Genomic DNA, 14952 nt, shown 5'->3' on the forward strand with positions numbered 1-14952 from the left:
AGGGCAGACCGTTAGTTGCGGACGGGTCTCATTTCGAGCCGTTCACTTCGTGTCCATAGCCGTTCAGCCTTTTCGCTGGAGGGTTGATTCGAAGGTCTGCGTGTCAAGCGGGCCTGACACACGCAATGCTCGTACGAAGGCACGACGCGTGAGAGCTTTCCCCACGCACGCGTCCGTCTCGTGCACCCACGCTCCCCGGCCCGGCAGGACCGCTCTCTCGTCAGCGACGAGGATCGATCCATCGGCGACCACGCGCAGAAGCGATGATCGGGGGGCGCGTGCGCGGCATCCGACGCACGTTCGTACTGGTTCCATCGTACACCTCGCCGCCACCGGGACGACGGACGCTCAGTTGTCTTCGAGGATGCTGTCGGGCTGGATGTCGATCTTCGCGCCGGTCAGCTTGGCGGCCAGGCGCGCGTTCTGCCCCTCTTTGCCGATGGCGAGGGATAACTGGTAGTCGGGCACCAGGGCGCGCACGGCCTTCGTCGAGGCGTCGAGCACGAACGACGACGTCACCTTGGCGGGCGACAGGGCGTTCGCGACGAAGCGCGGCAGTTCGGCGTCGTAGTCGATGATGTCGATCTTCTCGCCCGCGAGCTCTTCCGTCACCGCGCGGACGCGGCGGCCGAGCTCACCGATGCAGGCGCCCTTGGCGTTGACCGTCGGGTCGTTGGCCTTGACGGCGATCTTCGAGCGGTGGCCCGCCTCGCGGGCGAGCGACACGATCTCGACGAGACCCGCGGCGATCTCGGGCACCTCGAGCGCGAAGAGCTTGCGGACGAGCCCGGGGTGGGTGCGCGACACGGTGATCTGCGGCCCCTTGTTGCCCTTGGCGACGCTGGTGACGTAGACGCGCAGGCGGGAGCCGTGCGCGTAGGTCTCGCCCGGAACCTGCTCCTCGGGCGGGAGGATGGCCTCGACGGTACCCAGGTCGACGTGCACCATGCGCGGGTTCGGCCCCTGCTGCACGACGCCGGCGACGATGTCGCCTTCTTTGCCCTTGAACTCCCCCAGCACGGCGTCGTCGGCGATGTCGCGCAGACGCTGGCTGATGACCTGCTTCGCGGCGAACGCGGCGATGCGGCCGAAGTCGTCGGGGGCCTGCTCCTCTTCGCCGATGACGGCGCCCTCGTCGTCGGTGACGGGAGTGAAGATGCCCACGTGACCGGTCTTGCGGTCGAGCGAGGCGCGCGCGCCCGCCGGGATCTCGCCGCTGGGCGAGATGTGCTTGGCATAGGCGGTGAGGATCGCCTGCTCGATGATGCGCGCGAGTTCGTCGAAGGGGATCTCCTTCTCGCGTTCGATCGTCTTCAGAAGTGCGAGATCGATGTCCACAAGGCCCTCCGTTGTTCAGCTTTCGTCGACGCGACCGGCGCCGACAACCCTCCTACGATACCCGCCATCTCGTCGGCTGCGCGACTCACGAGGGAGGACGGATGCCGCGAACGGAGACTGAGCGGTCATGCGGCCGTCGAAACCTCCTCGGTTCTGCGACGCCCGAGCACGCGGAACCTACGAGGCCGTCGGGGTCGCGGTCGAACTCGTCGTCTGACCCTCGGACGGGTCAGAGCCGTTCCAGCGGGTTAGCCGCGAGCTTGTGCACCACTCCCCCGTCGACGAGCCGGCGCGCCGCGGTCTCGGGCTTTCGCGCGGCTTGGTCGACGACGCAGGCCCCGAACTCGGCGGCGAGCGAGCCGCGGGGGTGCGCGGTCAGCACCTCGACGACGAATCCCTCGGGCAGAGCGTCGGGCCGGGCGCCGGAGATGTCGAGCGCGGTCGCCGTCTCGAGCAGGTAGCCCTCGGCATCCAGCTCCGGATCCACGCTCGGCCAGTTGTGTCGCACGATCACGTCGAGCACGCGCTGTCGCCTCTCGAGAGCCCAGCCCGCACCCGCGGTGAGAGCCACGCCCACGTAACCTCCGGCGTGCTCGTACGAGATCGTGTGGTTGTCGAACTCGCGCACGGTGCCGATGTCGTGCAGCACCGCCGAGACGTACAGCAACTCGTGATCGACGTCGTGGATGCCGTCGACGCGCGCGAACGCCTCGGCCCAGAGCCAGGAGCGCAGGGCGTGCGCGGTGATCGCGGGCGACTGGAACTGCTGCGCGAGGGCGAGCGCGCCGCGCGCGGCGACGGTGTCGGGCACGGGGATGTCGGCGATGCGCATGCGGCCTCCGGGGTCGGGTGAGCACCACTCTCGCGCAGGTCGCCGCCGCGCGGCAGCGCGACGACCGCCAGACTGCGACGCATTCCTGTCAGAGCGTTCCGGATGCCGCGGCGCCGGGGCCGCGGCATCCGGAACGGCTCAATTGACGGGCGTCGCGTGCCAGATGCGGTCGAGGTAGTCGCGCATCGCCCGGTCGGAGGAGAAGTAGCCGCTGCGCGCGACGTTGAGGATCGCCGAGCGCACCCACGCGTCCTGATCGGCGTAGGCCGCGTCGACCCGGTCCTGCGCGTCGAGGTACGAACGGAAGTCGGCGAGCGCCATGAACCGGTCGTCGTAGAGCAGGTTCGACACGAGCGGCTCGAACACCGTGCGGTCGCCGTTCGAGAACGCGCCGGACGCGATGAGGTCGATCGCGCGGCGCAGGTCGTCGTCTTCCTGGTAGAAGTCGGCGGGGCGGTAGCCCTCGGCCCAGAGGGCTTCGACCTCGGGCTCGCTCATACCGAACAGGAAGAAGTTGTCGTCGCCGACCAGCTTGCGGATCTCGACGTTCGCGCCGTCGTCGGTGCCGATGGTGAGCGCGCCGTTGAGGGCGAGCTTCATGTTGCCGGTGCCCGATGCCTCTTTGCCGGCGAGCGAGATCTGCTCCGACAGGTCGGCGGCCGGGATGATGCTCTCGGCGAGGGTGACGTTGTAGTTCGCCGGGTACAGCACCTTCAGCTTGCCCTTGACGCGCTCGTCGGCGCTCACGACCTCGCCGACGGCGTTGATGAGGTGGATGATGCGCTTGGCCATGCCGTAGCCCGGGGCGGCCTTGGCACCGAAGAGGAAGGTGCGCGCCTGCACGTCGTCGACGTCCAGGCGGCCCGAGACGATGCCCTCGTAGGTGCTGACGATGTGCAGCACCTTCAGCGTCTGCCGCTTGTACTCGTGCAGACGCTTGATCATCACGTCGAGCAGGTGACCGTCGTCGAGCGGAGCCTCACCGCGCGCTTCGAGCACACGGCTCAGGCGGCGCTTGTTCGAGGCCTTCACGGCGGCGAACCTCTCGCGGAAATCGGCGTCGTCCGCGAGGGCCTCGAGCCCCCGCAAGCGCTCGAGGTCGACGGTCCAACCCGCGCCGAGAGCCTCGGTGATGAGGCTCGACAGCTCGGGGTTGGCCAGACGCAGGAAGCGGCGGGGCGTCACGCCGTTGGTGACGTTGGTGAACTTGTCGGGCCACATCTCGGCGAAGTCCTTGAGCACGTTGTCGCGCAGCAGCTGCGAGTGCAGCTCGGCGACGCCGTTGACCTTCGACCCGGCGACCGTGGCGAGGTAGGCCATGCGCACCGACCGGTACGGGTGCTCGCCGATGATCGACATGTTGCGGATGAGCATCTCGTCGTCGCCGAAGCGCTCGCGCACCTCGAGGAGGAACTCGTCGTTGATGCGGTAGATGATCTCGAGGTGGCGCGGCAGGAGTCGTCCGAGCAGGTCGACCGACCACACCTCGAGGGCCTCGGGAAGCAGCGTGTGGCACGTGTACGCGAAGCACTTCTGGGTGATGGCCCACGCGGCATCCCACTCGAGCTTCTTCTCGTCGACGAGCACGCGCATGAGCTCGGGTACGCCGATGACCGGGTGCGTGTCGTTGAGCTGGAAGATGACGCGCTCGGGCAGGTCGTCGAGGTCGAAGTCGTCGGGCAGGACGTTCTCGATGAAGTCGGCGATGGATGCCGCGACGAAGAAGTACTGCTGCTGCAGACGCAGCTCCTTGCCCTGGGGCGTGGAGTCCTCGGGGTAGAGCACCTTCGAGATGTTCTCGGCGAAGGTCTGCGCGCGCACCGACTGGACGTAGTCGCCGGAGTTGAAGGTGTGCAGGTCGAAGGCGTTCGTGGCCACCGCGCGCCACAGGCGCAGGGTGTTGACCCGGCCGTTGTGGTAGCCGGGGACCATCATGTTGTAGGGCACCGCGAGCACGTTCCACTCGGGCACCCAGCGGGTGCGCTCGACGCCGTCGTCGTCGTAGGTCTCGGTGGTGCCGGCGAACGAGATGGTCTGCGCGGCCTCGGGGTGGGCGAAGTCCCACGGCGAGCCCATGCGCAGCCACGCGTCGGGCTGCTCGACCTGCTGCCCGTCGGCGAAGGCCCTGGCGGAAGATGCCGTACTCGTAGCGGATGCCGTAGCCGATCGTGGGCACGCTCATGGTGGCGAGCGAGTCGATGAAGCACGCGGCCAGGCGACCGAGGCCGCCGTTGCCGAGCCCGGGCTCGATCTCGACCTGGCGGAGGTCGTCGATGTCGATGCCGCACTGGGCGAGCGCCTCGGTCGCGATGTCGGTCAGTCGCGCGGCGAGCAGGTTGTTGTCGAGCTGGCGGCCCAGCAGGTATTCGGCGGAGAGGTAGCACACGGTCTTCGCCTGCTGCGTCTTCTGCTTCGCCCGATCGTCGAACCACCGCGCCATGAGGTAGTCGCGGACCGTGTACGCCAGGGCCAGGTACTGATCGTTGACGTCGGAGGTCGACAGCGTCACGCCCTGGTCGAAGTTCAGGTTCTGCAGGAACTGTTTGGCGAAACCGTCGACGGATGCCGCGGGGGAGACGACGGGCGCGATGGCCAACGGGTGGGTGGGACGCAGCTCTGAGGTGTTCTCGGGCACCATCCGACCGTAATGAGTCCCGCGCCGCACTGCCAAGACGGCAACGGCCATGACACATGATCTTCACCCGTTTGCCGTATTCCTCGCAGGAACCCCCCAGGACGCTTCGCCCGCGCACCAGCCGACGCGCCGTGCGACCGCAACGGATTGGCGCGGTGTGTGCAGAGGGCATACGGTGCCGGGATGCCGTCCTCCGCCCGCTCCGCCGCACGCGAGGCCGAGGCGAACCCCGTCTTCCGCGTCGCCGCTCGCGCGGGGTACGTCGCCAACGGCATCCTGCACCTGCTCGTGGGCGGGCTCGTGCTCGCCGTCGGTTTCGGAGCGGCCGAAGACACCGACCAGACGGGCGCCTTCCGCGCGCTGGCCGCGATCCCGCTCGGAGCGGCGGCGCTCGGCGCCCTCGCCGTAGGGCTCGTGGCACTAGGGTGCTGGCATCTGCTGCAGGCGGTGACCCCTCGGGGCCTGTCGGGGTGGAAGCGACTGGCACGGGTGCTGGCCGAGGCTCCGCAGGGCATCGTCTTCGTCGTGATCGGCGTGCTCTCGGCATCCGTCGCCCTCGGCGCCCGGCCGCGGGCCGAGCAGGCCGCCGAGGACGCCAGCGAAGCCGTGCTCACGCTGTCGATCGGCGGGGCCGTTCTGGGCGCCACGGGCCTCGCCGTGGCGGGAGTGGGTGTCGGGTTCGTGTGGATGGGCGCGCGTCGCTCGTTCCGCTCGAAGGTGCGCCTGCCCGGCGGAGTCGTCGGCTACGTCCTCAGCGCGTTCGGCATTTTCGGGTTCCTGGCGAAGGGTGTCGCGCTGGCCATCGTCGGGGTACTGCTGGTGGTGGCGGCGGTGAAGATCGAACCCGACACCGCGGGCGGGCTCGACGGCGCGATCTCGGCCCTCATCGCTCTGCCCGCGGGGCCTTTCCTGGCCTTCCTGGTCGGGCTGGGGTTCCTCGCCTACGGCGTCTTCACCGTCTTCCGCGCACGCTACGCCCGCCTCGACGTGTGACGGCCGGCGCCGCGCCCGCCCGGTCCGAGCACAGCGCAGGAGATCGGCGTCCGCTGGTCGCCGACGGGCCCGTGTGACCGCCCGACGCTCATCGGATCTCCTGCGGCGTGCACACCGTCGCCTGTCGACTGCGGCGCAGACCCGTGCGGTCAGTCGAGCGAGGGGTCGCGGCCGGTGCGTTCTCCGGTGTCGAGCGCGGCGATGGCGGTGTGGTCGTCGGCGTCGAGGGTGAAGTCGAACACGTCGCCGTTCTCGCGGATGCGGTCGGGCGACACCGACTTCGGGAACACGACCAACCCGCGGTCGAGGTGCCAGCGCACGACGACCTGGGCCGGGGTCTTGCCGTGGCGTTCGGCGATGCGCGCGAGCACCGGCTCGTCGAGCAGACCGCCGCGGGCGAGCGGCGCCCACGACTCGGTGACGATGCCGTTCGTTGCATGCCAGTCGACCAGGTCGTTCTGGGGGAAACGCGGGTGCAGCTCGACCTGGTTCACCGCCGGCAGCACGCCCGTCTCGTCGCGCAGGCGCTCGAGGTGCGCGATGGCGAAGTTGCTCACGCCGACCGAGGTCGCGCGCCCCTCCTGCTGCAGACGCAGGAGTGCGCGCCAGGTGTCGACGTAGCGGTCGGCGCTGGGGATGGGCCAATGGATGAGGTAGAGGTCGACGCGGTCGAGACCGAGTCGGGCCGCGCTCGCATCGAAGGCGCGCAGCGTCTCGTCGAAGCCCTGGTCGTCGTTCCAGACCTTGGTGGTGATGAAGACGTCGTCGCGGTCGAGCCCCGAGGCGCGGAGTCCCTCGCCGACTTCGGCCTCGTTGCCGTAGAGGGCGGCGGTGTCGATGTGGCGATAGCCCGCGGCGAGCGCCCCCTCCACGAGGCCGGCGGTGATGCCGGCCGGCACCTTGTACGTGCCGACGCCGAGCTGGGGAATTGTGGAGCCGTCGGACAGCGACAGGCGGGGGGCCGAGATCATGGCATCCACGCTATCCATGCGACGGCCCTCGCCGACGCCTCTTGACCGATCTCCCCCGGCGCGCCCCCGCGGCCGCGCATTCGCCTGACCGCGAGACCACAGCGCGCCGACCAAGCGGTTGCAGGGCGCAACCGACATGTCGGTGAGCCGCAACCTCGGGGTGGAGGCGCCGCAACGGCGGAGTGCGACCTCAGCGCGTCAGGGCCGCCACGGCGTCGGCGACCGCGACCGTCTCGCGCTCGCCCGTGCGGCGCTCCCACAGCTCGACCTGGCCCTCGGCGGCGCCGCGACCGACGATGAGGATGCGCGGGATGCCGACGAGCTCGGCGTCGCCGAACTTCACACCGGGCGACACCTTGGGGCGGTCGTCGTAGAGCACGTCGAGGCCGGCGGCCTCGAGCTGGTCGGAGATGGATGCCGCGAGCTCGAACGCCGCCTGATCGCGGCCGGTGGCCACGACGTGCACGTCGAACGGGGCGACCGAGGCGGGCCAGATGAGCCCCTTGTCGTCGTTGTTGAGCTCGGCGATGATCGCGAGGATGCGGGTGACGCCGATGCCGTAGGAGCCCATGGTGACGGTGGCGAGCTTGCCGTTCTCGTCGAGCACCTTCAGGCCGAGGGCCTCGGCGTACTTGCGCCCGAGCTGGAAGACGTGGCCGATCTCCATGCCGCGTGCGAGCTCCACCGGGCCGGAACCGTCGGGCGCGGGGTCACCGGCGCGCACGGTGGAGACCTCGACGAAGCCGTCACCGACGAAGTCGCGACCGGCGACGAGCGAGTGCACGTGCTTCTGGTCGATGTTGGCGCCCGTGATCCATGCGGTGCCGTCGACCACGCGGGGGTCGAGGTAGTAGCGGATCTTCGTCGCCGACTCCTCGCCCAGCACGGCGCCGGTCGGCGACCACGGACCGATGTATCCCTTGACCAGCAGCGGGTTCTTCGCGAAGTCGGCCTCGGTGGCGGCTTCGACCTCGGCGGGCGCGAAGGCGACCTCGACGCGCTTGTCGTCGACATCGCGGTCGCCGGGCAGTCCCACCACGACGAGCTCACGCGTGCCGTCGAGGTGCGTGAGGGCGAGCACGACGTTCTTCAGCGTGTGGGCGGCGGTCCACGCGGTCGCCTCATCCGTGGCGGGTCCGGCGATGCCGGGCGCCGGGGCGTCGACGTGCGCGTTCGCGTGATCGACGAGGGTCGCGATGGTCGGAGTGTTCGGCGAATCGAAGATGACGGCCTCGGGCTGTCCCTCGATCGGCAGCGCCTCGGGGGCCGCGGTGGTGAACGCCTCGACGTTGGCGGCGTACCCGCCGGCCGAACGCACGAACGTGTCTTCGCCGATGGGGGTCGGGTGCAGGAATTCCTCCGACTTCGACCCGCCCATCGCGCCTGCGTCGGCGGCGACGATGACGTATTCGAGACCCAGACGGGTGAAGATGCGCTCGTAGGCGTCGCGCTGGGCCTGGTACGAGGCGTCGAGTCCGGCGTCCGTCGCGTCGAACGAGTACGCGTCCTTCATCGTGAACTCGCGGCCGCGCAGCAGGCCCGCACGCGGACGCGCCTCATCGCGGTACTTGTCCTGGATCTGGTAGATCGTCAGCGGCAGGTCTTTGTACGACGAGTAGAGGTCTTTGACCAGGAGCGTGAACATCTCCTCGTGCGTGGGCGCGAGCAGGTAGTCGGCACCCTTGCGGTCCTGCAGGCGGAACAGCGCGTCGCCGTATTCCTCCCAGCGGCCCGTGACCTCGTACGGCTCACGCGGCAGCAGCGCGGGGAAGTGCACCTCGAAGGCACCGGCGTTCGCCATCTCCTCGCGCACGACCGTCTCGATCTTGGCCTTGACCTTCAGCCCGAGCGGGAGCCACGCGAAGATGCCGGGCGCGTTGCGGCGGATGTACCCGGCGCGCACGAGCAGGCGGTGGCTCGTGACCTCGGCATCCGAGGGGTCTTCGCGAAGCGTGCGGAGGAAGAAGTTCGACAGACGGGTGACCACGAGAGACGAGTCTAGGGCGGGGGACGACGCCGAGTGGATGCCGGGCCTCAGCGCACCGCACTGACGGTCTCAGGCGTGACGGCCGTGTTGCCGTTGTCGTTCGCCCCGGCGGTCTGCATCGATGGGTCGTATGACATCGTCACGGGCGCGACATGTCGGTAGCCGGTCGTGCCGTGCGATGGCCGCCGTCACCCTCGCGCGCGGCCCACGTGCAGCACCGTCCGCACCAGCAGACCGGCCACGAGGGCCCAGAACGCCGCACTGACGCCGAACACCGCGATCCCGGATGCGGCGACGAGGAACGTCACCACCGCGGGCACCCGCTCCCCCGGATCATCGATCGCCTGCTGCACGGCCGAGCCGAAGGCTCCGAACAACGCGACTCCGGCAACGGCGGGGATCACGCCGGCGGGCGCCAGCAGGACGATCGCCGCGAACGCCGCCGACAGCGCGGCGAGCACGAGGTACGTGCCGCCCGCCGAGACGCCGGCGACCCACCGCCGCTTCGGATCGGGGTGCGAATCCGGCCCCGCCGCGATCGCGGCGCTGATGGCGCCGAGGTTCATGGCGTGACCGCCGAAGCCGGCCGCCGCGGCGGTGCCCAGCCCGGTGACGAGCATCGCGGGCCGCCACGGGATCGCGAAGCCCAGGCTGCGCATCACGGCGACGCCCGGGACGTTCTGCGACGCCATCGTGACGATGAACAGCGGCAGGGCGATACCGATCACCGAGCCCACGGTGAGGGTGGGAACGGTGAACTCCAGGCGCGGCACGAGCGCCGCGGCATCCATCTGCGCACCCGTGCGCGACAGTTCCACCGCCACGACGGCGATCGCCGCGACGAAGGCCAGCGGCACCGCCCAGCGCGGCAGGAGACGGGATGCCACCAGCCACACGATCAGTACGGGCGCGACGCCCCACGGGTCTTCGACCACACCGACGAACGGCGCGACGCACAGTGGGAGCAGCACCCCCGCGAGCATCGCCTGGGCGATGGACGGCGGGATGCGCGCGATGAGCGCCCCGAGCGGCGGGAAGAGCGCGGTGCAGAGGATGAGCACCGCCGACACCAGGAAACCGCCGACGACGGCCGGCCACCCTCCGTCGACGACGCCGGTCGCCGCGAGCAGCGCCACACCGGGCGTCGACCACGCGACGGTGATCGGGATGCGATAGCGACCGGCCAGCAGCACGCAGCCGACACCGACGACGAGGGTGATCGCGAGCAGGCCGCTCGCCGCCTGTTCCGGGGTGGCGCCGACGGCGCGCAGGCCCGTCAGGACGACGGCGAAGGTGCTGGTGAAGCCGACGAGGGCGGTGACGACCCCGGCGATCAGCGGACGGGCGAGGGATGCGGCGGGAGTCTCGGTCATGAGACTTCCGACGTTATCGGAACAAAAGCCGACGGACGGCGGTCCGATCGCTCGCGTGCGGACCGTCCGCCGCGCTCAGGCCGTGATGACCTGCGCGGTACCGGGAGCGGCGTCGGGGCCCATCTCGTCGGCGAGGCGGTTCGCCTCCTCGATCAGGGTCTGCACGATCTCGGACTCGGGCACGGTCTTGATGACCTGACCCTTGACGAAGATCTGGCCCTTGCCGTTGCCCGAAGCGACACCGAGATCGGCGTCGCGTGCCTCACCGGGACCGTTCACGACGCAGCCCATGACGGCCACGCGCAGAGGAACGGTCATGTCTTTCAGACCCTCGGTGACGTCGTCGGCGAGGGTGTAGACGTCGACCTGCGCGCGACCGCACGACGGGCACGAGACGATCTCGAGCTTGCGCTCGCGCAGGTTCAGCGACTGCAGGATCTGGTGGCCGACCTTGACCTCTTCGGCGGGCGGCGCCGACAGCGAGACGCGGATGGTGTCGCCGATGCCTTCGGAGAGCAGGATGCCGAAAGCGGTGGCGCTTTTGATCGTGCCCTGGAACGCGGGGCCGGCCTCGGTCACGCCGAGGTGCAGGGGCCAGTCGCCGCGCTCGGCGAGCAGGCGGTAGGCCTTGACCATGACGATCGGGTCGTTGTGCTTGACCGAGATCTTGAAGTCGTGGAAGTCGTGCTCCTCGAACAGCGAGGCCTCCCACACGGCGCTCTCCACGAGCGCCTCGGGCGTGGCCTTGCCGTACTTCTCGAGCAGGCGACGGTCGAGCGAGCCGGCGTTGACGCCGATGCGCAAAGACACGCCCGCCGCCTTCGCGGCCGCGGCGATCGCGCCGACCTGGTCGTCGAACTTGCGGATGTTGCCGGGGTTCACGCGCACCGCGCCGCAGCCGGCGTCGATCGCCTGGAAGACGTACTTCGGCTGGAAGTGGATGTCGGCGATGACCGGAATCTGGCTCTTCTTGGCGATGATGTGCAGCACGTCGGCGTCGTCCTGCGACGGAACGGCCACGCGCACGATCTCGCATCCGGATGCCGTGAGCTCGGCGATCTGCTGGAGCGTGGCGTTGATGTTGGTCGTCGGCGTCGTCGTCATCGACTGGACGCTCACGGGGGCGTCGCCGCCCACGAGCACCTTGCCGACCTTGATCTGACGGGTCTTACGACGAGGCGCGAGGACCTCCGGCACGCGGGGCATCCCGATGTTCACTGCAGGCACGCCGATCAGCCTACGCCTCAGCCCCCGCACGGAGGCTGAGGACGCCCTGTGGTAGGTTCGGCGCCATGCGCGCGTACACATCCTGGTGGCTCACCGTCTAGGCGGTGCGCACGCATGCAACAGACCGCCCTCCCCCTGGGGAACCCGGGCGGTCTTCGTGTTTTCGGCGGCCGCCTCGGACCCTCCCTCACAGACGAAAAGATTCCTCGATGACCGCGCCCGACCCCTCCTCCCTGCTCGCCGACCTCGCCGGCGGCAGCGCTCCCTTCGCGCTGATCGCCCGTGACGGCGCCACCGTCGAGGTGCTGACCGGCGACGTCGTCGACGTCGAGCTGCTCGCCGACATCCCGTTGACGGATGCCGCGGGCACCGCGCGCGAGGTCCTCGCCCTGGTGCCGTACCGCCAGGTGCGCGAGCGCGGTTTCGTCTGCCACGACGACGGAGCACCGCTGCGCTGCCTTGTGATCGACGAGCGCGTCGCCCTGCCGCGGGCCGAGGTCATGGCATCCCTCCCCTCCTCCCCCGTGCCGCTCACCGACGCCGGGTTCGACATCGCCGACGAGGAGTACGCCGACATCGTGCGGCGGGTCATCGCCGACGAGATCGGCCGCGGCGAGGGGGCGAACTTCGTCATCCGTCGTGACTTCGTCGCCGGCGTCGACGCCGATCCCCGGATCGCCGCGCTCACGTGGTTTCGCGCGCTCCTCGAACACGAGAAGGGCGCCTACTGGACGTTCGCCGTCGTCACCGACGGGCACATCGCCGTCGGCGCGAGCCCCGAGGCGCACGTCAGCGCCCAGGACGGCATCGTCACGATGAACCCCATCTCCGGCACCTTCCGCCATCCCGCCGGGGGAGCGACCGCCGAGACGCTCGCGGAGTTCCTGCGCTCGACCAAAGAGACCGAAGAGCTCTTCATGGTCGTCGACGAAGAGCTGAAGATGATGAGCGCCGTCTGCAGCGACGGCGGACGCATCACCGGCCCGCACCTCAAAGAGATGTCGCGGCTGACCCACACCGAGTACATGCTGCGCGGACGCAGCGACCTCGACCCGCGCGACATCCTGCGCGAGACGATGTTCGCCCCGACCGTCACCGGCTCCCCCATGCAGAACGCGTGCACGGTCATCGCCCGGCACGAGACCGCCCCCCGGGGGTACTACTCCGGCGTCGCGGCGCTGTTCACCCCGAACGGCGCGACCGAGGGGGCCACGCACGACCTCGACGCGCCCATCCTCATCCGCACGGCGTACCTCGTCGACGGACGCCTGCGCGTGCCCGTCGGCGCGACGCTCGTGCGCCACTCCGACCCCTACGGCGAAGTGGGCGAGACTCACGGCAAGGCGGCGGGAGTGCTCGGCGCGATCGGCGCGATCCCCCGCGACGCGCCGGCGGCTCCCCCGGCGGCCGACCCCGACGCACCGACCGCCCCGCGCCGCCCCCTGGGCGAGGATCCCGCGATCGCCGAGCTGCTGGCATCCCGCAACGACCGCCTCGCGCCGTTCTGGATGAACCCGCAGGACCCCGACGGCTCCGGCCCCTTCGCCGGCCGCACGGCGCTCGTGGTCGACGCCGAGGACCGCTTCACCACGATGCTCGCCCACCAGCTGCGCCACCTCGGACTCGACACCCGGATCGTGCACTGGTCGCAGGTGACGGATGCCGACCTGGATGCCGCCGACCTCGTCGTCTCGGGCCCCGGCCCGGGCGACCCGCGCGACGACACCCCGCGCATGGAGGCGATGCGGCACGTCGTCGGCCGCCGCACCGCTCGCCGCGATCCGCTGCTCGCCGTGTGCCTGAGCCACCAGATCCTGGCCGACTCGCTCGGCATCGAGCTCATGCCGCTGGACCGGCCGCACCAGGGTCTGCAGAAGAGCGTCGACGTCTTCGGCGAGGACGCGTCGATCGGGTTCTACAACACCTTCACCGCGCGGGTGAACCCGGGCGACCGACGCGGCATCTCTTACGGGCCCGACGCGCCCGTCAGCGGCTTCGAGATCGACGTCGCCGCGGACTCCACGACCGGCGATGTCTACGCCCTGCGCGGACCCGGCTTCGCGAGCGTGCAGGGCCACCTCGAGTCGATCCTCTCGCGCGACGGCATGCGCACCCTGGAGCGGCTGATCGCCCACGCGCTGTAGGTCCCGGCCCCTTCGACAGGCTCAGGGCCCTCCCACCGAGGCGGCTGAGCCTGTCGAAGCCCCGGCTCCGCACAGCGCCGGGATCCCTCGACAGGCGCAGGTCCTGCCGCGCCCGTCCGGCTACAGCAACTGCACCGGGTTGAAGATGTCGGCGAGGAACAGCACGCCGCCCATGCCGATCAGCAGCACCACGACCACGAACGTCACGGGCACGAGGCGCGTGGCATCCACCGGCCGTGCAACCGTGCCCCGCAGGCGCGCCACGGCGCGCTTGATGCCGTCCCACAGGGCCACCACGACGTGTCCGCCGTCGAGGGGCAGCAGCGGGATGAGGTTGAAGACGAACAGGGCGATGTTCAACCCGGCGAGCAGGCCGATGATCGACTGCACGCGCGCGAGGATGGGGGCGTCGACCGCGGCGTACTCGCCGGCGAGGCGCCCCGCGCCCACGACGCTCAGCGGCCCATCGGGGTCGCGCGGCTGACCGGTCACCAGATCGGCGGCCGTGTCGTAGATGCGCACCGGCAGCTGCGTCATGATCTGCGCGACCGCGCCGACCTGCTGGATCGTCGCCTCCGGCCCCACCCAGATCGGCTGCGGTTCGAGCCCCTGCTGGGGGCGCAGACCCGCGAAGCCCACCGTCTCGTACTCGGGCTGGCCCGCGGCATCCCGCACGGGCTGCCCCTGAGCGTCGGTGACGGCGCGGTCGCTCCGCTGCGGGGTGATGGTGACGGTCTGCTGCGTGCCGTCGCGCTCGATCACGACCGGCAGGGCGCGGCCGGGGGCGTCCTGGATGATTGCCGCCGCCTCGGCGAACGTCGACACCGCCTGACCGTCGATCGACACGATCACGTCGCCGGGTCGGATGCCGGCGGCGGCCGCCGGCGCGACCGGGTCGCCCGAAGTGCAGTCGGTGCGGTTCTCGCTCGCGGGGATGACGCACTCCGACACCGACGCGACGGTGGTGGTGGCGACCGCGACGCCGATCCCGCTCACCGCGACCGCCGACAGGACGAAAGCCAGCAGCAGGTTCATGACCGGGCCGCCGAGCATCACGACGACGCGCTTCCACACCGGGAGCTTGTAGAACACGCGGTCGTCGCCCTCGACGAGGGTCTCGGCGTTGGCGTCCCGGGCGTCCTGCACCATCGTCGCGAAGAACCGCGAGCGACGCTTCGACGGCTCCTCCCCCTCGGGGGCCGGCGGGTACATGCCCGCCATCGAGATGAAGCCGCCCAGGGGCAGGAGCTTGAAGCCGTACTCGGTCTCGCCGACCCGCTTCGACCACAGCGTGGGTCCGAACCCGATCATGTACTGGCCGACGCGCACGCCGAAGAGCTTGGCGGGCAGCAGGTGCCCGACCTCGTGCAGGGCGATCGAGACGGCCAGGCCGATCACGAGCACGAGCACGCCGATGAGGAAGGCGATCGCGGTCACCCGGCGACGATACCG

Annotated in this window: 10 protein-coding genes and 1 pseudogene; 2 read left to right on the plus strand and 9 right to left on the minus strand. The window is 70.2% G+C overall.

Annotated elements, in window-relative coordinates:
• Positions 1-63: 63 nt before the first annotated feature.
• From QE410_RS11160 to QE410_RS11175, 4 genes and pseudogenes are all read right to left on the minus strand, one after another.
• A complete protein-coding gene (locus QE410_RS11160; protein WP_307331788.1) occupies positions 64-315 on the minus strand; it encodes a YlxR family protein in 252 nt (83 codons plus the stop codon).
• A 33-nt stretch (positions 316-348) separates the two neighbouring features.
• Positions 349-1338, minus strand: a complete 990-nt coding sequence (gene nusA / locus QE410_RS11165; RefSeq protein ID WP_307331791.1) for a transcription termination factor NusA — start codon at positions 1336-1338, stop codon at positions 349-351.
• A gap of 229 nt (positions 1339-1567) precedes the next feature.
• Positions 1568-2170: an HD domain-containing protein gene (locus tag QE410_RS11170; RefSeq protein WP_307331794.1), complete on the minus strand. Its 603-nt coding sequence runs from the start codon at positions 2168-2170 to the stop codon at positions 1568-1570.
• Between the two features lie 138 nt (positions 2171-2308).
• Positions 2309-4808, minus strand: a pseudogene (locus QE410_RS11175) (glycogen/starch/alpha-glucan phosphorylase).
• A gap of 180 nt (positions 4809-4988) precedes the next feature.
• On the opposite strand from QE410_RS11175, the gene QE410_RS11180 reads away from it, so the two are divergent.
• Positions 4989-5798: a DUF1206 domain-containing protein gene (locus QE410_RS11180; protein ID WP_307331798.1), complete on the plus strand. Its 810-nt coding sequence runs from the start codon at positions 4989-4991 to the stop codon at positions 5796-5798.
• Positions 5799-5947: 149 nt separating this feature from the next.
• On the opposite strand, the gene QE410_RS11185 is transcribed toward QE410_RS11180, so the two are convergent.
• From QE410_RS11185 to ispG, 4 genes are all read right to left on the minus strand, one after another.
• Positions 5948-6769 (minus strand): aldo/keto reductase, encoded by an 822-nt coding sequence (locus QE410_RS11185; RefSeq protein WP_307331800.1) that lies wholly within the window; start codon positions 6767-6769, stop codon positions 5948-5950.
• A 190-nt stretch (positions 6770-6959) separates the two neighbouring features.
• The gene (locus QE410_RS11190) at positions 6960-8756 is read right to left on the minus strand and encodes a proline--tRNA ligase (protein WP_307331803.1); all 1797 of its coding nucleotides are present in this window, start codon (positions 8754-8756) and stop codon (positions 6960-6962) included.
• Between the two features lie 188 nt (positions 8757-8944).
• The gene (locus QE410_RS11195) at positions 8945-10129 is read right to left on the minus strand and encodes a benzoate/H(+) symporter BenE family transporter (protein WP_307331806.1); all 1185 of its coding nucleotides are present in this window, start codon (positions 10127-10129) and stop codon (positions 8945-8947) included.
• A 75-nt stretch (positions 10130-10204) separates the two neighbouring features.
• Entirely contained in the window at positions 10205-11356 is a 1152-nt protein-coding gene (gene ispG, locus QE410_RS11200; protein ID WP_175456644.1) for a flavodoxin-dependent (E)-4-hydroxy-3-methylbut-2-enyl-diphosphate synthase, read from the minus strand.
• Positions 11357-11565: 209 nt separating this feature from the next.
• Between ispG and QE410_RS11205 the strand changes: the two genes are divergently transcribed.
• On the plus strand, positions 11566-13500 hold the full coding sequence (locus QE410_RS11205; protein ID WP_307331811.1) for an anthranilate synthase family protein: 1935 nt from the start codon (positions 11566-11568) through the stop codon (positions 13498-13500).
• A 120-nt stretch (positions 13501-13620) separates the two neighbouring features.
• Here QE410_RS11205 and QE410_RS11210 read toward each other — a convergent pair whose 3' ends face one another.
• On the minus strand, positions 13621-14937 hold the full coding sequence (locus QE410_RS11210) for a site-2 protease family protein (protein WP_154921262.1): 1317 nt from the start codon (positions 14935-14937) through the stop codon (positions 13621-13623).
• Positions 14938-14952: the final 15 nt, after the last annotated feature.

This window comes from Microbacterium sp. SORGH_AS_1204 (assembly GCF_030818935.1).
Lineage (GTDB): Bacteria > Actinomycetota > Actinomycetes > Actinomycetales > Microbacteriaceae > Microbacterium.

Excerpts from the sequence above, each read along its gene's own strand:
- QE410_RS11160 (WP_307331788.1), bottom strand. The coding sequence starts at position 315 with ATGGAACCAGTACGAACGTGCGTCGGATGCCGCGCACGCGCCCCCCGA.
- QE410_RS11170 (WP_307331794.1), bottom strand. The coding sequence starts at position 2,170 with ATGCGCATCGCCGACATCCCCGTGCCCGACACCGTCGCCGCGCGCGGC.
- QE410_RS11180 (WP_307331798.1), top strand. The coding sequence starts at position 4,989 with ATGCCGTCCTCCGCCCGCTCCGCCGCACGCGAGGCCGAGGCGAACCCC.
- QE410_RS11185 (WP_307331800.1), bottom strand. The coding sequence starts at position 6,769 with ATGATCTCGGCCCCCCGCCTGTCGCTGTCCGACGGCTCCACAATTCCC.
- QE410_RS11195 (WP_307331806.1), bottom strand. The coding sequence starts at position 10,129 with ATGACCGAGACTCCCGCCGCATCCCTCGCCCGTCCGCTGATCGCCGGG.
- QE410_RS11205 (WP_307331811.1), top strand. The coding sequence starts at position 11,566 with ATGACCGCGCCCGACCCCTCCTCCCTGCTCGCCGACCTCGCCGGCGGC.